Annotated in this window: 22 protein-coding genes; 11 read left to right on the top strand and 11 right to left on the bottom strand. The window is 71.1% G+C overall.

Annotated elements, in window-relative coordinates; all coding sequences use genetic code 11:
• On the bottom strand, positions 1-650 hold a 650-nt coding region (locus AC5YDV_RS05515), incomplete at its 3' end, for a DUF222 domain-containing protein (protein WP_496192405.1).
• 258 nt (positions 651-908) lie between these two features.
• Between AC5YDV_RS05515 and AC5YDV_RS05510 the strand changes: the two genes are divergently transcribed.
• Positions 909-1,769, top strand: coding sequence for an exodeoxyribonuclease III (locus AC5YDV_RS05510; RefSeq protein WP_496182324.1), 861 nt, complete (start codon positions 909-911; stop codon positions 1,767-1,769).
• Positions 1,770-1,844: 75 nt separating this feature from the next.
• Positions 1,845-3,002 carry an acyl-CoA dehydrogenase family protein gene (locus AC5YDV_RS05505; RefSeq protein ID WP_496182323.1) on the top strand — a complete coding sequence of 386 codons (1,158 nt, stop codon included), beginning with the start codon at positions 1,845-1,847 and terminating at the stop codon, positions 3,000-3,002.
• On the opposite strand, the gene AC5YDV_RS05500 is transcribed toward AC5YDV_RS05505, so the two are convergent.
• A complete protein-coding gene (locus AC5YDV_RS05500) occupies positions 3,003-3,377 on the bottom strand; it encodes a GNAT family N-acetyltransferase (RefSeq protein ID WP_496182333.1) in 375 nt (124 codons plus the stop codon). It lies immediately after the preceding gene.
• A gap of 5 nt (positions 3,378-3,382) precedes the next feature.
• Positions 3,383-4,054 (bottom strand): SIMPL domain-containing protein, encoded by a 672-nt coding sequence (locus tag AC5YDV_RS05495; RefSeq protein WP_496182322.1) that lies wholly within the window; start codon positions 4,052-4,054, stop codon positions 3,383-3,385.
• Positions 4,055-4,162: 108 nt separating this feature from the next.
• Here AC5YDV_RS05495 and AC5YDV_RS05490 point away from each other — a divergent pair, with 108 nt between their 5' ends.
• On the top strand, positions 4,163-6,202 hold the full coding sequence (locus tag AC5YDV_RS05490; protein WP_496182321.1) for a glycoside-pentoside-hexuronide (GPH):cation symporter: 2,040 nt from the start codon (positions 4,163-4,165) through the stop codon (positions 6,200-6,202).
• A 54-nt stretch (positions 6,203-6,256) separates the two neighbouring features.
• Here AC5YDV_RS05490 and AC5YDV_RS05485 read toward each other — a convergent pair whose 3' ends face one another.
• Positions 6,257-6,916 (bottom strand): response regulator, encoded by a 660-nt coding sequence (locus AC5YDV_RS05485; protein ID WP_496182320.1) that lies wholly within the window; start codon positions 6,914-6,916, stop codon positions 6,257-6,259.
• Positions 6,913-8,085, bottom strand: a complete 1,173-nt coding sequence (locus AC5YDV_RS05480) for a sensor histidine kinase (RefSeq protein WP_496182319.1) — start codon at positions 8,083-8,085, stop codon at positions 6,913-6,915. Before AC5YDV_RS05480 ends, AC5YDV_RS05485 begins: the two co-directional genes overlap by 4 nt.
• Before the next feature lie 142 nt (positions 8,086-8,227).
• Here AC5YDV_RS05480 and AC5YDV_RS05475 point away from each other — a divergent pair, with 142 nt between their 5' ends.
• Together AC5YDV_RS05475 and AC5YDV_RS05470 are read left to right on the top strand one after the other, a co-directional pair.
• Positions 8,228-8,584 carry an SHOCT domain-containing protein gene (locus AC5YDV_RS05475; protein WP_496182318.1) on the top strand — a complete coding sequence of 119 codons (357 nt, stop codon included), beginning with the start codon at positions 8,228-8,230 and terminating at the stop codon, positions 8,582-8,584.
• 3 nt (positions 8,585-8,587) lie between these two features.
• A complete protein-coding gene (locus AC5YDV_RS05470) occupies positions 8,588-8,815 on the top strand; it encodes an SHOCT domain-containing protein (protein WP_496182317.1) in 228 nt (75 codons plus the stop codon).
• A 120-nt stretch (positions 8,816-8,935) separates the two neighbouring features.
• Here AC5YDV_RS05470 and mgrA read toward each other — a convergent pair whose 3' ends face one another.
• Both mgrA and AC5YDV_RS05460 read right to left on the bottom strand, forming a co-directional pair.
• Positions 8,936-9,970 (bottom strand): L-glyceraldehyde 3-phosphate reductase, encoded by a 1,035-nt coding sequence (mgrA, locus tag AC5YDV_RS05465; protein ID WP_496182316.1) that lies wholly within the window; start codon positions 9,968-9,970, stop codon positions 8,936-8,938.
• A gap of 56 nt (positions 9,971-10,026) precedes the next feature.
• On the bottom strand, positions 10,027-10,452 hold the full coding sequence (locus AC5YDV_RS05460; RefSeq protein ID WP_496182315.1) for a ChaB family protein: 426 nt from the start codon (positions 10,450-10,452) through the stop codon (positions 10,027-10,029).
• A gap of 58 nt (positions 10,453-10,510) precedes the next feature.
• Here AC5YDV_RS05460 and AC5YDV_RS05455 point away from each other — a divergent pair, with 58 nt between their 5' ends.
• The 4 genes from AC5YDV_RS05455 to AC5YDV_RS05440 are packed head-to-tail and all read left to right on the top strand — an operon-like array spanning position 10,511 to position 14,234.
• Positions 10,511-11,455, top strand: coding sequence for an NAD(P)H-dependent flavin oxidoreductase (locus AC5YDV_RS05455; RefSeq protein WP_496182314.1), 945 nt, complete (start codon positions 10,511-10,513; stop codon positions 11,453-11,455).
• Positions 11,452-12,609 carry a trans-sulfuration enzyme family protein gene (locus AC5YDV_RS05450; protein WP_496182313.1) on the top strand — a complete coding sequence of 386 codons (1,158 nt, stop codon included), beginning with the start codon at positions 11,452-11,454 and terminating at the stop codon, positions 12,607-12,609. Before AC5YDV_RS05455 ends, AC5YDV_RS05450 begins: the two co-directional genes overlap by 4 nt.
• Positions 12,610-12,660: 51 nt before the next feature.
• Positions 12,661-13,149, top strand: a complete 489-nt coding sequence (locus AC5YDV_RS05445; protein ID WP_496182312.1) for a SigE family RNA polymerase sigma factor — start codon at positions 12,661-12,663, stop codon at positions 13,147-13,149.
• A complete protein-coding gene (locus tag AC5YDV_RS05440; RefSeq protein ID WP_496182311.1) occupies positions 13,146-14,234 on the top strand; it encodes a hypothetical protein in 1,089 nt (362 codons plus the stop codon). The genes AC5YDV_RS05445 and AC5YDV_RS05440 overlap by 4 nt, the downstream gene beginning before the upstream one ends.
• Here the strand turns inward: AC5YDV_RS05440 and AC5YDV_RS05435 are convergent.
• Positions 14,231-15,517 carry a thymidine phosphorylase gene (locus AC5YDV_RS05435; protein ID WP_496182310.1) on the bottom strand — a complete coding sequence of 429 codons (1,287 nt, stop codon included), beginning with the start codon at positions 15,515-15,517 and terminating at the stop codon, positions 14,231-14,233. The two genes, AC5YDV_RS05440 and AC5YDV_RS05435, sit on opposite strands and share 4 nt — an antisense overlap.
• 68 nt (positions 15,518-15,585) lie before the next feature.
• Here AC5YDV_RS05435 and AC5YDV_RS05430 point away from each other — a divergent pair, with 68 nt between their 5' ends.
• A complete protein-coding gene (locus AC5YDV_RS05430) occupies positions 15,586-16,572 on the top strand; it encodes a pirin family protein (protein ID WP_496182309.1) in 987 nt (328 codons plus the stop codon).
• 381 nt (positions 16,573-16,953) lie between these two features.
• On the opposite strand, the gene AC5YDV_RS05425 is transcribed toward AC5YDV_RS05430, so the two are convergent.
• On the bottom strand, positions 16,954-18,501 hold the full coding sequence (locus AC5YDV_RS05425; protein ID WP_496182308.1) for an ATP-dependent DNA ligase: 1,548 nt from the start codon (positions 18,499-18,501) through the stop codon (positions 16,954-16,956).
• Positions 18,501-18,710, bottom strand: coding sequence for a hypothetical protein (locus AC5YDV_RS05420; protein WP_496182307.1), 210 nt, complete (start codon positions 18,708-18,710; stop codon positions 18,501-18,503). The genes AC5YDV_RS05425 and AC5YDV_RS05420 overlap by 1 nt, the downstream gene beginning before the upstream one ends.
• Before the next feature lie 146 nt (positions 18,711-18,856).
• Here AC5YDV_RS05420 and AC5YDV_RS05415 point away from each other — a divergent pair, with 146 nt between their 5' ends.
• A complete protein-coding gene (locus AC5YDV_RS05415; protein WP_496182306.1) occupies positions 18,857-20,218 on the top strand; it encodes a peptidoglycan DD-metalloendopeptidase family protein in 1,362 nt (453 codons plus the stop codon).
• A gap of 17 nt (positions 20,219-20,235) precedes the next feature.
• Here the strand turns inward: AC5YDV_RS05415 and ctaD are convergent, their stop codons facing one another.
• Entirely contained in the window at positions 20,236-21,936 is a 1,701-nt protein-coding gene (gene ctaD / locus AC5YDV_RS05410) for an aa3-type cytochrome oxidase subunit I (RefSeq protein ID WP_496182305.1), read from the bottom strand.
• Between the last annotated feature and the right edge of the window lie 65 nt (positions 21,937-22,001).

Genomic DNA, 22,001 nt, shown 5'->3' with positions numbered 1-22,001 from the left:
ACCGGCAGTTGGCCCCTCAGGAGGATGGAGCCCTGACCGTCGGGGATCATGCTCAACGAGCGTGCCGCGACGGCTTGTTTGCGCTGGACGTCGAGGCGGGACAGCTCGTCCTCGACCCCGTCGACCTCGGGAGCCACCTCGGCCAACACCGACCGCGACTGCTTGGCGAGCTCCTTGGCGTCCATGCGTTGGGCGCGTTCCAGCAGCAGCTGTTCGGCCTGGTCGCGGCGTTCGTCGCCGAGGGTGGCGGGCAGGTTGCCGAGGACTTGGTCGATGGAGCGGGCTTGGCGTACGGAGACTTCCCCGGCGAGGGCGGCCGCCTTGACGCCGGGGCGTCCGCTGATGTCCTTGCCGGCGAACAGCCAACCGGCCGCTTCCGACGCGGTGACTTGGGCGGTCATTGCCAACAGGTCGGTGGTGCTGGTGCCGCGTGGCCCGCGGGTTCGGGCCTGGTCGGCTTCGGCGACCAGGACGGCGCGGAGGGCGTCCAGTTGGCGGCCCACCGCGACGACCTGTTCGGCCAGCTGGAAGCGGGCGTCGGCGTCCAAGCGTTGGCGGGCGTCGTGGTCGACGGCACCCAGCAGCGCGCGCACCTGGGCGAGCGCGTCGCTGGTGGCGACGAGCCGCGGGGTGGGGCTGGGAGTGCTCATGTCCACCACCCTAGGCATTCGAACACACATTCGAGCACCCATCAGGCGGCCCTGTGGACAACCACCGCCACCCCTCCAGCACTTGGGGATGAACCCTTCGCCATCCACAGGCAAAGCGGCCGAAGCAGGCAGCAGCGCCAAGGCGTGCCAAGGGGCGCCAACCGCAGCGCTACCGCACCGCCAACCAGACCGGCGGTGAAGGCGTCCCTGACCCTGGTGCCCCACGCGTTGTCAGTCACCCGCGCTAGCCTCGACGGCGTGAGGATCGCCACATGGAACGTCAACTCCGTCAAGCAGCGCGTGCCGCGCCTGCTGCCCTGGCTGGAGCAGCGGCGTCCGGATGTGGTGTGCCTGCAGGAGACCAAGCTGTCCGACGAGGCTTTCGCGACCCTGCTCGCCGAGCCGTTGGCCGAGCGCGGTTACACCTTCGCCCACCATGGTCAGGGCCAGTGGAACGGCGTCGCAGTCCTCTCCCGGGTGGGCCTGGAGGACGTCGAGCGTGGCTTCTCCGGCCAGCCCGACTACGCCGGCAAGGCCGAGGCCCGTGCCATCGCCGCGACCTGCGGCGGCGTGCGCGTCCACTCGCTCTACGTGCCCAACGGCCGCGAGGTCGCCAGCGACCACTACGCCTACAAGCTCACCTGGCTGGACGCGCTGCGCGCGGCCGTGGCGGACGGTCCGGCGGACGTGGTCCTCTGCGGCGACATGAACATCGCCCCGGCCGACGCCGACGTCTTCGACCCCTCCGCCTACATCGGCCACACCCACGTGACCCCGCCCGAGCGGGACGCCATCGAGGCCTTCGGGCTCGTGGACGTCGTGCGCGAGCGCTGGCCGCACGAGCGTGTCTTCTCCTACTGGGACTACCGCGCCGGCATGTTCCACCAGGACCTCGGCATGCGCATCGATCTCGTCCTCGCCTCGGCGTCCGTGGCGGCCCGAACCCAGGCGGCCTGGGTCGACCGCGAGGCGCGCAAGGGCAAGCTGCCGTCCGACCACGCGCCGGTGATCGTCGACCTCGACGAGGCGCCGGACGGGGACATCGGCCCCGTCGTCCCGCCACCGTCGCGCCCGGCGACCCGCAAGAAGGTCACGCTGCCCCAGGGCTCGCGCGACTGACCACCCCGACTGACCACCGCGACCGACCACCGCGACTGACATCGACGCGGCACCATCCCACTGAAGGAGACCACCATGACCTTCCTGCCCGACGACCTCCTCGCACGCGTCCACGAGCGCGCCGCTGAGGTGGACGCCACCAACACGTTCCCCGACGCAGACCTGGCCGACCTGCGCGAAGCCGGCTACCTGGCCGCGTTCGTCCCGACCGAGTTCGGTGGCGGCGGGCTGAACCTGGAGGAGGTCTGCGCCGAGCAGACCCGGCTCGCGAACGCGTCCCCGGCGACCGCTCTGGGCATCAACATGCACCAGATCATCGTCGGCGTGGGGCGCCACCTGGTTGCCCGGGGCAACGCGGCCGGCGAGCAGATCCTCCGCGAGGCCGCCGCCGGTGAGGTGTTCGGCTTCGCGATCAGCGAGCCGGGCAACGACCTGGTGCTGTTCGGGTCCATCACCGAGGCCCGCCCGGACGGCGGGGGCGGCTACACCTTCCACGGTCAGAAGGTCTTCACGAGCCTCTCCCCGGTGTGGACGCGCCTGCTCACCTTCGGCGCCGACCGCACCGACCCGGACGCCGTGCGCAACGTCTTCGCGATCCTCACCCGCGACGCCGGTGGTTTCGAGATCGCCGACGACTGGGACACCCTCGGCATGCGCGGCACCCAGTCGAACTCCACGAAGCTGGTCGGGGCGCCGGCGCCGGCCGACCGCGTCCTGCAGCTGGTCGCCCCCGGCCCGAGCCTGGAGCCCATCGTCTTCGGCATCTTCAGCCACTTCGAGGCGCTGCTGGCCGCCACCTACCTCGGGCTGGGCAGCCGCGCGATCGAGGTCGCCGCGGCGCACGTGAAGAAGCGCCGCTCGGTCAAGAACGACGACGTGTACGCGAACGACCCCGACATCCGCTGGCGCCTGGCGGATGCGGCGATCGCCATGAACTCCGCGTCGGCCGAGGTCACGCTCATCGCGCGCGAGCTCGACGAGGGCCGCGACCACGGGATGCTGTGGCTGCCCAAGCTCAGCTCGGCGAAGAACGCGGCCGCCGAGGCGTCGCTGCGGGCGGTGGACCAGTCGATCCGGGCGTGCGGTGGGGCGTCCTACTCGAACTCCCACGAGCTGGCGCGCCTGCACCGTGACGTCCTGGCGGGCCTGTTCCAGCCGTCCGACCAGGAGTCGCTGCACGGGGCGTGGGCGAACGTGGTCCTCGGCCCGATCAGCAAGCCCGAGCGGGATTGATCACGGAATCGGCTCGCCGGCCCGTGGGTGGTAGACGAGGTCGGCGTAGTCGGGATGGCGTTCGATCCAGCCGTCGACGAAGGGACACAACGGCAGCACCAGCATGCCCTGGGCGCGGGCGTGGTCCAGCGTGGTGCGGACGAGCAGGCTGCCCAGCCCGCTGCCCTCGTACCGGGGCTTCACCTCGGTGTGGTGGAACACCAGGATCTGGGACGTCTGCTCGTAGGACGTCCACCCCACGACCTTGCGTCCATCGCGCACTTCGAAGCGGCGACGTTCGGGGTTGTCGACCACCGTGAGGTCGGCCGGCACGGGCTCGGTGTCGGTGGTGGGACTGTCCTTGGAGAGGCGGACCCACCCGAACAGGCCGGACATCCTGGTCACCGGTGCGTCAGGAAGCGCGCGTGGACGACGGTTTCGCCGCGGAGGTCGTCGGGGGCGATCCCGCCGCCCGCGGCGTCCGCCTTGAAGGACATCGCCTCGGCCCGGCCGAGGCCTCCCCCGAGCGGGATGGGAGCGCCCCCGGGGGGAGCGGTCAGCAGTCCCGGGTCGGCGACCTCGCGGAGCTCCACCCCCGCCCATCCGGCGGCCTGGGCGATCGCCAGGGCGCGGGAGCGGGCGTCCGCCACGGCGAGGGCGAGGGTGGTCGCCTCGTTCGCCGTCCGGGTGGCGTCCGTCACGGACCAGGCGACGTGCGTGACCTGGACGCCCTCGCGTTCGGCCCAGGTGCCCGTCCAGTCGGCGAGGGCGGCGAAGTCGCCGAAGGTCGCGCTCAGCTGTGCGCCGGCGCCGAACCGCAGCGGGAGGGGCTGCCCGTCGTTGCCCCACGGACGCCAGGCGCGCGTCATGACCGGGCCCACCACGTGGGCCGTGAGGACGGCGTCCGGCCCCTCGCAGAGAGCGCGCAACTCGGACGCCAGCGCGTCCACCACCTCGGCGGCGGCCCTGCTGGTGGCGACGCGCTCGTCGCCCTCGACGTCGACCTGCAGGTGGACGGTGGCGCGCTCAGGGGCCAGGGACCACTCGTGCGATCCCACGACGGTGATGTTCATGGCGTCTCCCGATGGTTGAAGGGCCAATTTCGGCAACTCGTCCCGGAGGTGCGGTGGTCGTTCTACGGTCGAGAGTAGTTGCCGATCACTCATTGAAGGGGAGCAGGGATGTCCACAGCAACAGAGGAGAAGGCGCTCACGCGGGGAACCTTGAGCAATGGGCGGGTCGTCTCCTACGCACTGGGTGATGTCGCGAACAACCTCGCGTTCCAGATGACCTCCATGTTCCTCATGGTCTACATGACCGACATCGTGGGACTGAGTGCTGCCGCGGCCGGCACGATCTACGCCGTCACGAAGGTCTGGGCCGGTGTCGCGGACCTGATCGCGGGCAACACCGTCGACAAGGCCAACACGCGGCGGGGACGCCTGCGCCCCTGGCTGCTGTGGGGTTCCACGCCGCTGGCGATCACGCTGGTCCTGCTGTTCAGCACTCCGGCCGGCCTGACCCCGACCCAGGCGTTCGTCTGGATCCTCCTGTTCGACGCGGCCTTCCAGCTGGCCTACTCGTTCGTCAACATCCCGTACGGCTCCCTGTCCGCGGCCATGACGCAGAACTCGCTCGACCGCTCGCGCCTCTCGGGTGCCCGGTCCATCGGTTCGGCCATCACCGGTGTGGCCCTGTCCGCCATCATCTCGCCCCAGTTCCAGGGCATCCAGGACCTGCCGATGGAGGAGGTGCGGTTCAAGTTCACCGTCACCTGCATCATCCTCGGCGTCCTGGCGGTCGTCCTCTACCTCCTCTGCTTCCTCAACACCCGTGAGGTCGTGCCGCGGACGCCCGGCAAGAGCAAGTTCTCGACCACCATGAAGATGGTCGGCCGGAACAAGCCGCTGCTGGTCCTCTGCATCGGTGCGTTCTTCCTTCTGGGTGCCATGTTCACCATGAACGCCGTCGCGATGTACTTCACGCGCTCCGTCCTGGGCAACGCCGGCTACTTCACCTTCCTCATGCTCGCCCAGACCGTCGGCACCATCCTCGCGGCGTCCTTCGTGCCCACCATCACCGTCCGGCTCGGCAAGCGCCTGGGCTACGTGGCCATGGCGTTCATCGCCGTGGTGGCCTACGTCATCATCGCCCTGGTGCCCGCCGGCGGCCTGGTCATGGCGATCATCGCCTGGTTCATCCTCGGCGTGGGCGTCGGCGGCACCAACGCCCTGATGTTCTCGATGCAGGCCGACACCGTCGACTTCGGCGAGTGGAAGACCGGCGTCCGTTCCGAAGGTGGCGCCTACTCGATCCTGTCCTTCGTCCGCAAGTGCGGCCAGGGTCTGGGTGGCGCCCTGGGCGGCCCGATCATCGGTGCGTTCGGTTACTCCGCCGCCATCAAGATGGGCGATGCGGGCTTCGACAACATGGTCACCGGCCTCCGGATCGCGACCGGGTGGGTCCCGGCCGTCCTGGGCATCATCGCCGCCCTGATCCTCCTGGCCTACCCGCTGTCCGAGAAGCAGCACGCCAAGCTGGTCGGTGAGCTCAACGAGCGCCGCGCCACCGCCGCCGGCGTCCCGACCGCCGAGGCCCCGGCCTCGACCCCCACCGGCCCGGTCGTGACGCTCTTCGAGCAGTACGGCTCCGGCGCGGACGCCATCGGTCGCAAGGTCGCCGAGCGCCTCGGTGTCCCCTACACCGGCCAGCGGCTCAGCTCGGTCGACCTGGAGGCCGCCCCGCAGTACGACGAGAAGGTCGAGGGCACCTGGGATCGCTTCCTGCGCAGCGTCGCCGGACGCGGCATCTCCGATGCCGACCTCAACCTGGGCTCCGACCAGCGCGCGGACCGCGACCTGGCGGCGGAGAACGCCATCGAGGTCAAGGACGCCGTCGCCCGGGGTGGTGTCATCCTCGGCCGCAACGCGACCGTGATCCTGGCCCAACACCCGAACGCGCTCCACGTCCGGCTCACCGCCCCGGCGGAGGTCCGGGTGGGCCGTGCCAGCGAGCTGGACGGCATCAGCGCCGACGTCGCCGAGCGGCGCCGCGAGGTCGAGGACCGGCTGCGTGTCGACATGTCCCAGCGGCTGTACGGATGGGACCCGAGCAACGACGAGGCCTACGACCTGGTCATCAACACCAGTCGGTACTCGATCGACGAGGCCGCGGACATGATCGTCCGGGCCCTCGGGGTCAAGACCGGCAAGAAGGCCTGACGCCCAAGGCGACCGGTGCCCGGCGGGGGTGGTTCCCGCCGGGCACCGGTGCGTTCAGACCAGCCCGGACCGGTACGCGATCACCACGAGCTGGGCGCGGTCGCGGGCGCCCAGCTTGAGCAGGATGTGGCTCACGTGCGTCCGTGCGGTGGCCTTGCTGATGAACAGGCGCTCGGCCAGCTCGTCGTTGTTGAGGCCCTGCGCCACGAGTTCCAGCACCTCGCGCTCGCGCTCGGTCAGGTCGTCCAGGCGCGGGTGCTTCTGGGGGGCTGTGGTGCGGCGCTGCTGGGCGAACGTCGAGATCACCGTCCGGGTCACGGTGGGGGAGAGCAGGCTCTCGCCGCCGGCCGCCGCCCGGATCGCACGCAGGATGTCGTCGGGGTCGGCGTCCTTGATGAGGAACCCCGCGGCCCCGCCCTCGAGCGCAGAGAACACGTACTCGTCCAGCTCGAAGGTCGTCAGCATGACGACGTGCGTGCCGGCCAGGGCCGGGTCGGACGCGATGGCGCGCAGGGCGGTCAGCCCGTCGGTCCCCGGCATGCGGATGTCCATGAGCACCACGTCGACCGCCAGCTCGCGGGCCAGCCGGACCGCCTCGTCGCCGTCGGACGCCTCACCCACCACCACCATGCCGGGTTCGGACGACACCAACGCGCGCAGACCCATGCGGACCAGCGGCTGGTCGTCGGCCAGCAGAACCCGGATGTCGCTCATCGTTCCCCTCCCGGCAGCCACGCCGCCACCACGAAACCGGACGCCGTGGGTCCGGCCTCCAGCGTCCCACCCAGGGCGTGCACCCGTTCGCGCATGCCCCGCAGGCCGCCGCCCTCGGTGATCGTGCTCGGTGGAGTCCCGTCGTCGGTGACCCTGATCGTGAGCCCGCGCCCATCGCGTCCGATCGTGACGTCGATCGCGTGTCCGGGTGCATGCCGGACGGCGTTGGTCAGGGCCTCCTGGACGATGCGGTACGCGGCGGCCTCGGTCGCCGCCCCGAGCCCGTCGGCGTCCGGCAAGGGAGCGAGGTCGACGCGGACGCCCCCCGCGCGCACGTCCGCCACCAGTCGGGGGATGGAACTCAGGGCGGGGGTCGGGGCGAGCGGGGTGGTGTCGTCCCCGCGGAAGACGCCCAGGGTGCGGCGGAGTTCGGTGAGGGCGTCCTTGGATGAGGAGCGGATGGCCTCGAGCGATGTACGAGCCTGGATCGGGTCGGCGTCCAGGACGCGGAGCGCAACGGCGGACTGCAGCGAGATCATCGACAGGGAGTGCCCCACCACGTCGTGGATCTCCCGGGCCAGCCGCAGCCGTTCGTCGGACGCCGCGCGTTCGATCGCCTCGGCGCGTTCGTGCTCGCGGGCGGCGCGACGGTCGTGAGCGAACGCCACGAGCAGGGTCGGGACGAGGACCCAGAGGAACTGGGACACCACCGACGTCCACATCCGCCAGTCGGTGAGGCCGAGGGCCGGCGCGTCCCACCACGTGGCCCACAGCGCGAGCAGGACGAGCGACACCCAGGGCGCCGTGCGCGCGGTGCCACGGTGGCGGAGCAGCCCGATCGACAGGATGAGCGCGGGCAGGAAGCCGGCGAAGGACGGGCCGTCCAGGGCGCCGTACGCGACCAGGCCGGCGATGCCGACGAGGTAGCCGGCGAGCGGACGCCGGGGCAACAGCACGATGCCGGCGCACACGACGAGGATCGCGCCCCAGACGGGGAGGTCGAGGGGTGACGGGGCGGGGAGCGTCGGCGGGGCGGGCGTCGGGGCCATGTGACCCGGCCCCACCATCGCGTCGCCCATCATGCGGCTGAACGACCGGGCCCGCCACCCGACCGCCAGGGCGCCGCCGGCGACCAGGGCCGCCAGCACGGTGCGCACACGGGTGTCCATGGTGGGAAGGCTACGGGGATCGGCGGTCCACCGCGTCGGCCCCACCCCGTAATGCGGCGTACGCACGCTGACGTACGGGGCTCACAGCCGAGTCATCGCGAGGGCCGATGACGGAGACAGCCCCGGCGGGTTGGATGGAACCATGTTCAACGCACCTGTTCTCCTCGACATGGGGGGTCGCATGGGCCAGATGGGTCACATGGGCATGGGCCCACTGATGATGCTGCCCGGCCTGCTGCTCACCATCCTCGCCGTCATCGTCATCATCAAGCTGCTCAAGCACGGCCACGTCGGCCCGGTCCGCTGGGATCCGCGCCACGAGGGCATGCCCGGCCACGGTCCCGGTTTCGGGGGCCGCGGCTTCGGCCCGTGGGGCCAGCCCTCACCCGAGGACGCCGCCCTCGCCACCCTCGCCGATCGCCTCGCCAAGGGTGAGATCTCGCCCGAGGAGTACCTCGAGCGGTCCACCGCGCTGCGCGGCGGGCGCAAGGAGGCCTGAGCCATGATGTGGCTCATCGCCCTGGCGATCTTCCTGGTCGTCCTGTCCCGGCGCGGACGCCTCGGTCCGTTCCTGTGGGATTCGCCACGCCGGGCCGCGCTGGGGGCCGGGGCCGCGGCCGTGGCGTCCGGCTTCGACAGCGCTGAGCGGATCCTGGCCCAGCGCTACGCCGAGGGTGACCTCAGCACCGACGAGTACTACGAAAGGCTGAGCCTGCTGCAGGCTCGGTGAGGCTCCTCGCCGCCGACTCCGCGGACGGCGTAGGTGTCGTGTCGCGGACTGGGCGAGTGATGCAGATCTGCATCACTCGCCCAGTCCTGCGACACCCCCACCCGGGCCGGGGCCGTGAGCTCAGGAGACCGACTCGCGGGCCGTCCTCCAGAGGTCGATGCCACCGTCGACGGCGTGCTCGTCGATCGCGGCGAGTTCGTCGTCGGTGAAGTCCAGGTTCTGCAGCGCCCCCAGGTTGTCGAGCAGTTGCTCCGAGCGCGATGCCCCGATCAGGACGGACGTCACCCGGTCGTCCCGCAACGCCCACGCGAGCGCCATCTGCGCCAGCGACTGGCCGCGGCCGGACGCGATGGCGTTCAGGGCCCGGATGTGACGCAGTGCCTCATCGCTCAGCAGGTCCGGGGCCAGCGACTTGCCCTGGGCCGCCCGCGACCCCTCGGGCACGCCTCCCAGGTAGCGGTCGGTCAGCATGCCCTGGGCCAGCGGCGAGAACGCGATGCAGCCGGCGCCCACGTCCGACAAGGTGTCGAGCAACCCGTCGGTCTCGATCCAGCGGTTGAGCATCGAGTAGCTCGGCTGGTGGATCAGCAGCGGCGTGCCCAGGTCGGCGAGGATGCGGGCGGCCTCGGCGGTCAGTTCGGGCGAGTATGACGAGATGCCGACGTAGAGCGCGCGGCCCGTCCGGACGATGTGGTCGAGTGCGCCCATGGTCTCCTCCAGGGGCGTGTTCGGGTCCGGACGGTGGTGGTAGAAGATGTCGACGTAGTCGAGTCCCATGCGCTTGAGCGACTGGTCGCAGGACGCGATGAGGTACTTCCGCGTCCCGCCGACGCCGCCGTAGGGGCCGGGCCACATGTCCCAACCGGCCTTGCTCGAGATGACCAGCTCGTCGCGCAGGCCCGCGAACGACTCGCGCAGGTGGCGTCCGAAGTGCACCTCGGCGGACCCGAACGGCGGTCCGTAGTTGTTGGCCAGGTCGAAGTGGGTGACCCCGTGGTCGAACGCGGTCGTGAGGATGTCCCGCTGGCGCTCGAACGGCACGTCGTCACCGAAGTTGTGCCACAGTCCCAGGCTCACGGCGGGCAGGCGGAGCCCGGACCGCCCGATCCGTCGGTACTGCATCGTGTCGTAGCGGTTCTCGGCCGGCGTGTACATGGGTCCCCTTCCAAGCGTGTGGAGCCCATCCTTCCACCCGGACGCCACGTGTGCGGTCAGTCCTGGCGGGCCTTGCGGGTGGCGCGGTCGTTGGCCTTCTGCAGCGCCTCGACGAGTTCCGCCTTCGTCATGGACGACCGGCCCTTCACGTCGAGCTGGCGCGCCCGCTGCAGCAGGTGCTCCTTGGTGGCGTTGGCGTCCACCCCGCCGGCGGTCGCGCCGCCGGTGCGCCCGCCGCGTGCGGCGCGCTCGTCCGAGGGGCCGCGCTCGTCCTTGGCCTCCCAGTGGTCGCCGACCTTCTCGTAGGAGTGCTTGACGGCCGCCCACGCCGTCCGTTGGGCGCGCTCCTCGTCGCCGCCGTACTCCTCGATGGCGGCGTCGTAGGTGTGGGCGTAGGAGCGTTGGGCCTTGGCGGATGACCGCTCCAGGGTCGAGGGCAACTCGGACTTCTTCGCCGAGCCGTCGCGATTCGTCTTCGGCATGATTCCTCCTTGCCACTTCACCCTACGCTTGCCCTGACGGTCTGACGAGGGAGGCACCATGGCGCGCACGCTGGAGCAGGACATGGGTCAGGAGCTCGCGGGGCTGCGCCTGCCGATCGTGGCGGCGCCCATGTTCCTGGTGTCCAACCCCGACCTCGTCCTCGCGTGCTGCCGGGCCGGGATCGTCGGGTCCTTCCCGGCGCTCAACGTGCGCACCACCGAGGGTCTCGACGCGTGGCTCTCCACCATCACCGACCAACTCGCCCCCGACGACGCCCCGTTCGCCGTCAACCTGATCGTCCACTCGTCGAACCGGCGCGTCCGCGACGACCTGGCCGTCCTGGCCCGCCACCGCGTCCCCATCGTGATCACGTCGCTGGGTGCGGCGTCCGAGGTGGTGGACGCCGTGCATGGCTGGGGCGGCATCGTCCTGCACGACGTCACGAACGAACGGCACGCCCGCAAGGCCGCCGCGGCCGGGGTGGACGGGCTCATCCTCGTCGCGGCCGGTGCGGGCGGCCACGCGGGGGACACCAGCCCGTTCGCGCTCATGGCGTCCGTCCGACCGTGGTTCGACGGGCTCGTCCTGCTGGCCGGGGCGATCTCCACGGGCGCGGACGTCCTGGCCGCCCGCGCGATGGGCGCCGACCTCGCCTACGTCGGGACCCGGTTCGTCGCGACGACCGAGTCAGGTGCCAGCGACGCCTACAAGCGCATGATCGTGGACGCCGACCGGCGCGACGTCCTGTACACCCCCTCGGTGAGCACGATCCCCGCGAACTTCCTGAGGGCGTCACTCGCCGCCGCCGGCCTGGACCCGGACGCCCCGGCCGGCCCCGTCGATCTCGGGCACGTCACCAACCCCACCGAGTCGGACGCCAAGGCGTGGCGGGACATCTGGTCGGCGGGCCACGGGGTGGCCGCGATCGACGACGTCCCCAGCGTCGCCGCCCTCGTCGACCGCTTGGAGGCCGAGTACCACGCAGCGAAGGAACGCCTGTGAACGAGCACACCACCCACCACCCCGAGGGGCTCGCCCCGGAGACCCTGGCGGTCGCGCTCGGGCGTCCGCCGCGCACGACCGGCGCCGGGGTGAACCCGCCCGTCGAGTTGAGCAGCACCTTCGTGACCCCGGGTGACTTCGCCGAGGGGGTACCGGTCTACGGACGCACCGACAACGCGACGTGGACGGCCTTCGAGGAGGTCGTCGGTGCACTGGAGGGTGCTCGCGGAGGGGCCGTCGCGTTCGCGTCCGGCATGGCGGCCGGCGCCGCCCTGTTCTCGCTGGTGCCGCGCGGGGCACGCGTCGTGATGGGGGAGACCACGTACAACGCGATGCTCGCGCTGGCGCGCCGGTTGGACGCCGCGGGTGACCTCCGGCTCACCCTCGTCGACGTCTCCGACACGGACGCCGTGCGCGCGGCCCTCCCGGACGCCGACTGGCTGCTGCTGGAGTCACCCACCAACCCGCTGCTCGAGGTCGCGGACGTTCCCGCACTGGTCGAGGCGGCGAGGGCGGCGGGGGTCCGTGTCGGGGTCGACAACACCTTCGCCACGCCGCTGCTGCAGAACCCGCTCACGGTCGGGGCGGACGTGGTCATGCACTCGGCGACCAAGTACCTGGCGGGCCACTCGGACGTGATCCTGGGCGTCCTCGTCACGGCGGACGCCGACCTGCGGGCCAGGATCGTCGAGCACCGGACGCTGCTGGGCGCCATCCCGGGCTCCTTCGAGGCGTGGCTGGCGCTGCGCGGGGTGCGGACCCTCGGCGTCCGGCTCGCGCGGCAGCAGGACACCGCCGCCGAGATCGCCCGGCGCCTCGCGGCACACCCTGCGGTGGAACGCGTGCGTCACCCGGGGTTGCCCAGCGATCCCGGGCACGAGGTCGCCGCGCGCACGATGCGCGGGTTCGGCGCGATGGTCGCCTTCGAGCCCGTCGGGGGTCGGGAGGCGGCGACGGCCGTGACCCAGCGCGTCCGGCTGTGGACGCCGGCGACGAGCCTGGGTGGGGTCGAGTCGCTGATCGAGCGGCGCAGGCGCATCCCGTCCGAGCCGGAGACGGTGCCGGAGGGCCTGCTGCGGCTGTCGGTCGGGCTGGAGGACGTCGAGGACCTCTGGGACGACCTTGCCCAAGCCCTGGAGGGCTTGGACGCCTGAGGCAACCTTCCGGGCGCCTCGTCCGTAGTGGGGGTGTGACAGGAGCTGGACATGACGCGGGATGAGGCGTTCACGGCGTTCGTGCGGGAGGCGAGCCCATCGTTGCTGCGAACCGGGTGGTTGCTCACCGGGAGCGCGGACGCCGCAGCCGAACTCGTGCAGGCGGCGCTGGTGAAGTCCTACCTCGCATGGAATCGGATCGACCCCGCCACCGCCCTGGCGTACACCCGGCGGGCGATGACGAACGACAACATCGACCGCTGGCGCAAGAGGCACGGGGAGGTCAGCGTCGCGGAGGTGTTCGACCGTCCCGCCGGGCAGTTCGACGCCGACGTCGACAACCAGCTCCACGTGCAGCGGATGCTGGCCATCCTGCCGCCCCAGCAGCGACGCGTGGTCGTCCTGCGCTACTACGAGGACCTCACCGAGGCGCAGACCGCCGAGGTCCTGAACATCTCCGTCGGGACGGTGAAGTCCACCGCCCACAAGGCCCTGGCCGCCCTGAGGAACCATCTCGTCACGGAAGGAGAGGTGCGATGAACGAGCTCGAGGACCTGGTCCGCGCGCAGTTGCACGGAGCCGCCGACCGGCTGGACCTCTCCCTGGACGCCGACGCGGTCCTGGTCGAGGCCCGCCGTGCCCGAACCAGCCTGCTGGTGCGGCGGCTCGTCATCGCCGTGGCGCTGCTGGCCGTCGTGGCCATGGCCGTCTGGGCGCTGTGGCGCGTGGTCGCCGACGAGGACCGTCGGGCCGTGCCTGATCCCCTGACCACGCCGAGCGTGGAACCGTTGCCCACGGCGTCAGCGTCGCCCTCGGCTGTGGCGGGCACCGGCGCAGCCGCGGTGATCGACCTCCAGTTCAGGGACGGGACGGGGAAGGTCCGGGTGGAGGCCGACGGCGATGGCGTCCGGTTCACCGGGCTGGACGCCGACGCCTCGGACACGGCGGTCCTGGCGGCTCCGCAGGGGAGGGCAGCCACCACGCGCACCAACGTCCCGGGCAAGTTCTGGGTGATCGCGGTGCTGCCGCGCGACGCGGCCTGGGCCACCTTCGTGGACGAGGTGGGCTCCGAGGGGAGCCAGACCAAGATCGCGAAGGTCCCCGGGACCGACCTCGTCGCGGCCGCGGCGACGCAGATGCCGGAACAGGGTCAGCGCCTGTACTGGGGCACCGCGGACGGCCGCGTCTTCAGCTCCGACGGGCGCGAGCTGCCGGCGGCGACGTTCCCGAGCCTCTGGAACGAGCCCGCCGTGCACTTCCTCGACGACACCTGGGTCAAGGCGGGCTTCGTGCTGTCCTTCGGCGTCGAGCCGAAGCAGGCCTCGATCCGTCACCTCGACACCGACCGGATCGCGGTCACCGCGATCGGTGGGCAGGATTCGGACTCCATCGAGTTCACCCTGTCCCTGCCGTCGGGCGCCGACCCGGCGTCGGTGACGTGGGACTTCGGCCAGGAGGTCGAGTCGGTGATCCCCCGTGAGTCGAAGACCTTGCCCGACGGCAGGACGCTCGTGCACGAGGGGTTCCGTGCCCCGCAGATCCAGGACGAGTGGGGCCAGGGGCCGACCGTCACCTATACCGGGCGCGATGGCAACCGCCACACCGCACAGGCCTGGGGACCCTAGGCGATCCGGTCGATCACGATCGGGCCGCGCTCGACCTTCGTGTGGGGCGCGGCCCAGGTGAGGGCGCCGTCGAGCGCCTCGAGGGCGCGGTCGAACTTGGCCTCGTCCGAGGTGTGGAGGGTCATCACGGCGTCACCGGCCTTGACGGCGTCGCCCGGCTTGGCGTGCAGCAGGACGCCGGCGGCGAAGTCGACCGGGTCCTCCTTGCGGGCCCGGCCCGCACCCAGGCGCCACGCGGCCACGGCGACGCCCAAGGCGTCCATGTCGGTGAGGACGCCGTCAGCGTCGGCGGTGATCGTGTGCGTGTGCGCCGCGACCGGGAGGTCGGCGTCCGGGTCGCCACCCTGGGCGGCGACCATGCGCCGCCAGACGTCCATGGCGCGGCCGTCGGCCAGGGCGGCCTCGACGTCGGCGTCCGGACGGCCGGCGGCCGAGAGCATCTCGCGGGCCAGGGCGACGGTGAGCTCGATGACGTCGGCGGGGCCGCCGCCCGCGAGCACCTCGACGGACTCGCGCACCTCCAGCGCGTTGCCGACCGCCAGGCCCAGCGGCACCGACATGTCGGTCAGCAGGGCGACGGTCCGCAGCCCGGCGTCCGTGCCGAGGTCGACCATGGTGCGGGCGAGTTCGCGGGCCTGCGACTCCTCGCGCATGAACGCCCCCGCGCCGGTCTTCACGTCGAGCACCAGCGCGCCGGTGCCCTCGGCGATCTTCTTGCTCATGATCGAGCTCGCGATCAGGGGGATCGCCTCGACCGTCCCGGTCGTGTCGCGCAGCGCGTACAACTTCTTGTCGGCCGGGGCCAGGCCCGCGCCCGCCGCGCAGATGACGCCGCCGACCTCGCGCAGGATCGTCATCATCTCGTCGTTGGAGAGGCTCGCCCGCCAGCCGGGGATCGACTCCATCTTGTCCAGCGTCCCGCCCGTGTGGCCGAGGCCACGGCCCGACAACTGCGGCACCCGGACGCCGAAGCTCGCCACCAGCGGCACCAGCGGCAGCGTGATCTTGTCGCCCACCCCGCCCGTGGAGTGCTTGTCCGCCGTGGGGCCGAGCACCGAGAAGTCCAACCGCTCGCCGGAGGCGATCATGGCGTTGGTCCACCGGGAGATCTCCTCGCGGTCCATGCCGTTGAGGAGGATCGCCATCGCCAGCGCCGCCATCTGCTCGTCGGCCACGACCCCGCGGGTGTAGGCGTCCACGACCCAGTCGATCTGGGCGTCGGAGAGGCGGCCGGAATCCCGCTTGGTGCGGATGACGTCGACGGCATCGAAGGGTTCAAGCATGCCCGCCAGCCTAGGGGAGGGGGCCTACGCTGGGGGAACGGCTGGGGGAACGAGCGAGGAGGGGTGCCATGAGCAACACCGAGGTCGATCCGCAGGTGCGCGTCTGCGAGCACGGGGAACGGCACCCGGCCGCGCAGGTCGACACCTACCCGCCCAAGGATGTCCCGCTCGGCGGCGAGGACGCGCTGCGCGTCCGCCGCACCCTTCCGAACATGAGCCGCTCCTTCGTGGGAGCCTGGTGCTTCGTCGACCACTACGGGCCCGAGGAGGGCGCGTGCATGGACGTGCCGCCGCACCCCCACACCTCGCTCCAGACCGTCTCGTGGCTGTTCAGCGGCGAGATCGAGCACCGTGACTCGGGCGGCGTCCATGCGATGGTGCGCCCTGGCGAGGTCAACCTCATGACGTCGGGGTACGGCATTGCCCACTCCGAGGTCTCGACCGAGAGCAGGGCCGCGCTGCACGGCGTCCAGCTGTGGGTCGTCCTGCCCGAGGATTCCGCCGACCTGACCCGCGAGTTCCAGCACTTCGTGCCGGATGTGCACGAGGTCGCTCCCGGCGTGCGGGCGCGTACGTTCATCGGACGCCTAGGTGACCAGGGTTCGCCGGTCCACACCGAGACGCCGCTCCTCGGCTCAGAGGTGCTGATCGAGGCCGGCGCCACGTGGGAGGGTGCCGTCGACCCCGGCTTCGAGCACGGCGTCCTCGTCGACACCGGCCACGTCGACTTCGACGGGGTCCGCCTGGACAACGCGGTGCTCGGCGTCCGGGACGCCGGCCTGGACCACCTACGCCTCCACAACCCCACGGACGCCCCGGCGCGCGTGATGCTGCTCGGCGGGGAGCCGTTCGACGAGGGCATCGTCATGTGGTGGAACTTCATCGGCCGCGACCACGCCGACATCGTGCGCCTGCGCGAGGAGTGGAACGACGCCCCCGAGGACCGCTTCGGCCGCGTGGCGGGCTATCGCGGCAGCGTGGATCGCCTCAAGGCTCCCGCCCTGCCGCCGGACCTGCGGCTCAAGCGCCGGTTCCGCCGCGGCCGCGAGGCCTGAGCGAGGCTCAAACTGCCCCGTCGGGAGGTCACAGGTCGATCACAATTCGGTCGCTGTCACATCTGGCCGGTGGGGGGTGTGCCGACGCGACGCCCGTTGCCAGAGTCGATTCCGTTCGGGGGGAGCGCATCGTTCGGCGGATGTCCCCTCGTCCTTTTGGGGGAGGGGAGGCGTGCCCCTACCCAGCATGCTCGGGATTGTCCCATCCTGTGGGGGTGCGAGGATGAGAATGCCCCCACCCCGGCGACAGTGGTTTCCCCCAGGAAGTCACATCAACTGCGTGCGGCCCGCCCCAACGGCGGGCCGCACGGCCGTTCCGGGCCGGTGATCATGCGCGGCCATCCCAGACGTCACTCCGGGCCCAGTCAGGACCCGGGGACGTCACTCCGGCAGCCGACAGGTCAACGGTGAGAGCTTCTCCGGGGCCATGGTCGGCGCGCTGAGGGCCCTCACGTCCGCGATCGTGTCCGCCTCCGCGGCCGCCTTGTCGTCCCGGTACTGAACGACGCGCGCGAACCGGAGGGCGACGCCGCCGGGATAGCGCGTCGAGCGCTGCAGGCCGTCGAAGGCGATCTCCACGACCTGCTCGGGCCGGACGTGGACGACGTGACCCTCGCGGTGGGTCTCCAGTTCGAGGAACCGCTCGGTCTGCCAGGCCAACATCTCGTCGGTCATGCCCTTGAAGGTCTTCCCCAACATCACCCAGCCACCCGTGTCGGGATCCCGCGCGCCCAGGTGGATGTTGGACAGCAAGCCCCGCCGGCGCCCGGAACCCCACTCGACGGCCAGCACCACCAGGTCGAGGGTGTGGACCGGCTTGACCTTCACCCAGGCCGAGCCGCGGCGTCCGGCCTCGTAGGGGGCGTCCAAGTCCTTCACGACGACTCCCTCGTGGCCCTGGGCCAGCACGTGCTCGGTGAACGATTCGGCGATGAGGGGCTGGTCGGTGATGGTGCGCTGGATCATGTGCCTGATCGGCACGAGGTCGGCCAGGCGTGCGACCCGTTCGTGCAGCGGCCGGTCGAGCAGGGGTTCGTCATCGATCAACAGCGCGTCGAAGAAGGTGGGGGTCAGCCCGCCGGCCGCGCCGGACGCCGTGTCCTGGAACAGCCGTGGGCGTCCGTCGGCGTCCAGGGCGAGCGCCTCGCCGTCGGCGATGAGGGTGTCCGCGTCGACGGAGCGCACGACCTCGACGAGTTCGGGGAACCGCGCGGTCACGTCGTCCAGCGAGCGGGTGTACAGCCGTACCTCGTCCCCGCGCTTGTGGGCCTGGATGCGGATGCCGTCCAGCTTCGCCTCCACCGCGACCGGACGCCCGGGTGCCGCCTTGGCCAGCGCGTCCGAGACCGTGGCCGCGGACGCCGCCAGCATCGGCAGGACCGGGGTGAACACCTGGACGGTGATGGCGCTGAGCCCGTGCTCGCCGGAGGCGAGGGCCGTGGCCGCGACCGCCGGGATCGAGCCCGCGAGCATGGCCGCCCGCCGGACCGCGGCCAGCGGGACGCCCGAGGCGTGGGCCACGGCGTCCACCAGCAGTCCGGCGAGGGCGCCCTGGCGCAGGGCGCCGGTGATCAGCCCGGACAGGTACCGCTGCTCGCGGTCCGTCGCCCGGGCGAGCAGGTCGCCCAGCATCCTTGTGCGTGCCCCTTGTGAGCCCGGCCCCTCCAGCGTGGCCAGGTGGCTCAGGGCGGCGTCCACCTCCAGCACGGCCAGCGTCGGTTCGGACGCCGCGGGCGGCGGCTCGCTGAGTGAGCGCCACCCCACGCCGGTGCGCCGCTGGGGGATGGCGCCGGCGAGGTAACTCGCGATGACCTCGACCTCGTCAGTGGAGGCGCGCGAGAGCACCTCGGCCAGAATGGTGATCTTCTGGCTGCGCGAGCGGGTGGCCGCGACGCGCTCGGAGGCCTCGGCCAAGTCGTCCAGGAGCATCAGAGCTCGGGGGCCCCGTCGGCGTCCTGTGGCCGGGTCTTGGGCGACTTTGCGTCGGCGGGCCGGTCGAGGGGGCTGACATCGCCATCGATGGGCATCTGGGTGTGGTCGACGTCGTCGCCCGGGATGCGCGGTGCGAAATCGCCTGCTGCCGAACCGGTGAGGTTGTCGCGCAGTTCTTCGATGGGGCCGGTGGGCTGGTGGGGCATGGCGTTCTCCTCTGTTGGGCCTGTCCTCCAGTGTGCCGCGCACGGATCGGCTTGTGTATGCGGTCATCCTCGGCGCGGCGAACGGCGTAGCGGCGAGCCGGTCGCCTAGCGTCGTCATCGCCACACCGATCCGTAAGGGGATGAACGTGCGACAGGTGTCTTCCTCCGCCTGCTCCACGGCTCCCGGCAGGCGTGCCCTTCGCGGGCTCGTCGCCGGAGCCGCCGGCATCGCCCTCGCGTTGGGCGTCATGTCGCCCGCGAGCGCCGACCCTTTGTCCGACCGTCATGCGCAGATCGTCCGCGATCTGGAACAGAGTCGTGCCCTGATCGACGAGCACAGTTCCGCCCTCAACGGGGCCACGGCAGCTCTCGAGGCCTCCCAGCGGCAGCTGGACGAGGCCAGGTCGACCCTCGAGAACACCCGCGCGGAGCTCGCCGAGGCCCAGCGACTGGACGAGGAGCTCGACGCCGAGCTGGCCCGGCAGCAGGAGTTGCTCCGGCAGGCCAGGGCCGCCACCGCCGAGGCGCGCGACAGGGTCGCCGACCAACAGCGTCTGATCAGCAAGGCCGCGCGCGAGGCCTACCAGCGGCAGAGCGGCATCAGTGGGATCGCCGTGGTGCTCGGCGGGCGGAACCTGAGCGAGATGGGCCAGCGCCTGCAGTGGGACACGACGATCTTCGACGCCACCGCCCAGCGGCTCGCCGAGTTGGAGTTGCTGGAGCGTCGCCTCGCGGACGCCGAGGCCGCTCAGGCCGCGATCGAGGCCAAGGTGGCCGCTGACAAGCAGCGGAGTGCCGAGAATGTCGCGCGCATCAAGGAGCTCGAGAAGGACGCCGTCGTGCAGGAGGCGGACGTGGCCGCCCTCGTGGCGCGCAACGAGCAGTTCCGCGCCGAGGCCCAGGCCGCGCTGGACGCCGACAACGCCCAGTACGAGGCGTTGCTCGCCGACGAGGCCCAGGTGGAGGCGGAGATCGCGGCCCAGGTCGCCGACCAACTCGCCCACGGGGCGTCGCGGGAGGACATCGCCCGCCTCGTCGCCATGGGCGTCGTCTCGCGCGATCCCCGCACGTACCCGCTGGCTGACAGCGGCGCCCAGATGATCCTCAGCCCGCAGGGCTTCATCCGCCCGGTGCTGGCCCGTCCGGGGTCACCCTTCGGAATGCGCTTCCACCCGATCCTGAAGTACTGGCGGCTGCACAACGGCAACGACTGGGGTGCGGCCTGCGGCGTCCCGCTGTACGCCGCCCAGTCGGGCACCGTGGTGAAGGCCGGCCCCCAGGGCGGGTTCGGCAACTACGTGATCATCGACCACGGGGTCGTCGGCGGGAAGTCCGTCATGACCGGGTACGCGCACCAGTCCCGCATCACCGTCCGGGCCGGCCAGCGGGTCGGCATGGGCGAACTCATCGGCTACGTCGGGTCGACCGGCCTGTCGACCGAGTGCCACCTGCACCTGCAGGTCTACGAGAACGGCAAGCCCGTGGACCCGATGCGCTACATCCCCTGATCGCCGGACGCCGCGGGTCACTCCGGCTCGTGTGCCTCCTTGGCGACCACGACCGCCTCGGTGGTCCGCAACTCGGGGTGGTGCAGGTCGAACGCGGGCGACTCGGAGCGGATCCGGGGGAGCTTCTCGAAGTTGTGACGCGGTGGGGGACAGGACGTCGCCCACTCCAGCGAGCGACCCCAACCCCAGGGGTCGTCGCGGGTGACGCGGGGGGCCTTGGTCATGGTGATGTACACGTTCCACGCGAACGGCAGCATGGACGCCGCGAGGAGGAAGGCGCCCACCGTCGACACCTGGTTGAGGAAGGTGAAGCCCTCCCCCGGCAGGTAGTCGGCGATGCGGCGTTGCATCCCCTCCACCCCCAGCCAGTGCTGCACCAAGAACGTCGTGTGGAACCCGATGAACAGCAGCCAGAAGTGCACCTTGCCCCACCGCTCGTCCAACATCCGCCCGGTGATCTTCGGCCACCAGAAGTAGTAGCCGGCGAACATCGCGAAGACCACGGTGCCGAACACGACGTAGTGGAAGTGGGCGACCACGAAGTAGGTGTCGGTGACGTGGAAGTCGAGGGGCGGGCTGGCGAGGATGACGCCGGTCAGGCCGCCGAACAGGAAGGTGGTGAGGAACCCGACCGTCCACAGCAGGGGGGTGTCGAGGCGGACCGAACCGCCCCACAGGGTGCCGATCCAGTTGAAGAACTTCACCCCGGTGGGCACGGCGATCATGAACGACATGAACGAGAAGAAGGGCAGCGACACCGCTCCCGTGGCGAACATGTGGTGTGCCCACACCGACATCGACAGGGCGGTGATGGCGATGGTGGCGGCGACGAGGCCGACGTAGCCGAAGATCGGCTTGCGGGAGAACACCGGGATGACCTCGCTGATGATGCCGAAGAACGGCAGCGCGATGATGTACACCTCGGGGTGCCCGAAGAACCAGAACAGGTGCTGCCAGAGCAGCGCTCCGCCCGTGGCCGGATCGAACATGTGCGTGCCCAGCACCCGGTCGGACAGCAGGACCAGCAGGGCGGCCGCAAGCACGGGGAACACGATGAGCGCCATGATCGACGTGAGCAGGATGTTCCAGCAGAAGATCGGCATGCGCCACAGGGTCATCCCGGGGGCCCGGAGCGTCACGATGGTGGTGACGAGGTTCACCGACGCGAGGATCGTCCCCAGCCCCGAGATGTACAGGCCGACGGCCCACAGGTCGCCGCCGAGCCCGGGCGAGTGCACCGTCAGGTTGAGCGGGGCGTAGGCGAACCACCCGAAGGAGGCCGCCCCGTCGGGCGTGAGGAAGCCGGAGACGGCGACGAGCGAACCCGAGAGGTAGAGCCAGTACGCCAGGGCGTTGAGCCGGGGGAACGCCATGTCGGGCGCGCCGATCTGCAGCGGCACGATCGCGTTCGCGAAACCCACGAAGAGGGGAGTGGCGAAGAACAGCAACATGATCGTGCCGTGCATCGTGAACACTTGGTTGTAGCGCTCGTAGTGGAAGTACTGCAGCCCGGGGAAGGCCAGCTCCGAGCGGACCAGCAGCGCCAGGATGCCGCCGAACAGGAAGTAGGCCATCGTGGTGACGAAGTACATGTTCCCGATGACCTTGTGGTCGGTGGTGGTCAGGACGCGGGCGATCCAAGCGCCGCGCACTGCTCGTCTGGCCGGTCTCGGCGCCGCCTCGCGGGCGACCACCGAGGTGGTGTCGAGGGCGGACATGGCTCGCCTCCTCGGGAGTGGCCTCCCTTGGCAAGGGGGGTAGCGCTCCCTGCTCGGATGACCCA

The sequence above is a fragment of the Propioniciclava sp. LT432 genome (genome assembly GCF_059515965.1).
Note: the sequence above shows the minus strand (reverse complement) of the source record. Positions and strands in the feature narration are given on the sequence as shown.

Bases quoted from the DNA above. Each gene is read 5' to 3' on its own strand.
- AC5YDV_RS05425 (WP_496182308.1), bottom strand. From the start codon at position 18,501: ATGCTCCTGGACGACTTGGCCGAGGCCTCCGAGCGCGTCGCGGCCACC.
- mgrA (WP_496182316.1), bottom strand. From the start codon at position 9,970: ATGTACACGCCGGCCGAGAACCGCTACGACACGATGCAGTACCGACGG.
- AC5YDV_RS05475 (WP_496182318.1), top strand. From the start codon at position 8,228: ATGTTCAACGCACCTGTTCTCCTCGACATGGGGGGTCGCATGGGCCAG.
- AC5YDV_RS05490 (WP_496182321.1), top strand. From the start codon at position 4,163: ATGTCCACAGCAACAGAGGAGAAGGCGCTCACGCGGGGAACCTTGAGC.
- AC5YDV_RS05495 (WP_496182322.1), bottom strand. From the start codon at position 4,054: ATGAACATCACCGTCGTGGGATCGCACGAGTGGTCCCTGGCCCCTGAG.
- AC5YDV_RS05420 (WP_496182307.1), bottom strand. From the start codon at position 18,710: ATGCCCCACCAGCCCACCGGCCCCATCGAAGAACTGCGCGACAACCTC.
- ctaD (WP_496182305.1), bottom strand. From the start codon at position 21,936: ATGTCCGCCCTCGACACCACCTCGGTGGTCGCCCGCGAGGCGGCGCCG.
- AC5YDV_RS05430 (WP_496182309.1), top strand. From the start codon at position 15,586: ATGAGCAACACCGAGGTCGATCCGCAGGTGCGCGTCTGCGAGCACGGG.
- AC5YDV_RS05445 (WP_496182312.1), top strand. From the start codon at position 12,661: ATGACGCGGGATGAGGCGTTCACGGCGTTCGTGCGGGAGGCGAGCCCA.
- AC5YDV_RS05500 (WP_496182333.1), bottom strand. From the start codon at position 3,377: ATGTCCGGCCTGTTCGGGTGGGTCCGCCTCTCCAAGGACAGTCCCACC.
- AC5YDV_RS05460 (WP_496182315.1), bottom strand. From the start codon at position 10,452: ATGCCGAAGACGAATCGCGACGGCTCGGCGAAGAAGTCCGAGTTGCCC.
- AC5YDV_RS05435 (WP_496182310.1), bottom strand. From the start codon at position 15,517: ATGCTTGAACCCTTCGATGCCGTCGACGTCATCCGCACCAAGCGGGAT.
- AC5YDV_RS05470 (WP_496182317.1), top strand. From the start codon at position 8,588: ATGATGTGGCTCATCGCCCTGGCGATCTTCCTGGTCGTCCTGTCCCGG.
- AC5YDV_RS05480 (WP_496182319.1), bottom strand. From the start codon at position 8,085: ATGGACACCCGTGTGCGCACCGTGCTGGCGGCCCTGGTCGCCGGCGGC.
- AC5YDV_RS05485 (WP_496182320.1), bottom strand. From the start codon at position 6,916: ATGAGCGACATCCGGGTTCTGCTGGCCGACGACCAGCCGCTGGTCCGC.
- AC5YDV_RS05455 (WP_496182314.1), top strand. From the start codon at position 10,511: ATGGCGCGCACGCTGGAGCAGGACATGGGTCAGGAGCTCGCGGGGCTG.
- AC5YDV_RS05440 (WP_496182311.1), top strand. From the start codon at position 13,146: ATGAACGAGCTCGAGGACCTGGTCCGCGCGCAGTTGCACGGAGCCGCC.
- AC5YDV_RS05505 (WP_496182323.1), top strand. From the start codon at position 1,845: ATGACCTTCCTGCCCGACGACCTCCTCGCACGCGTCCACGAGCGCGCC.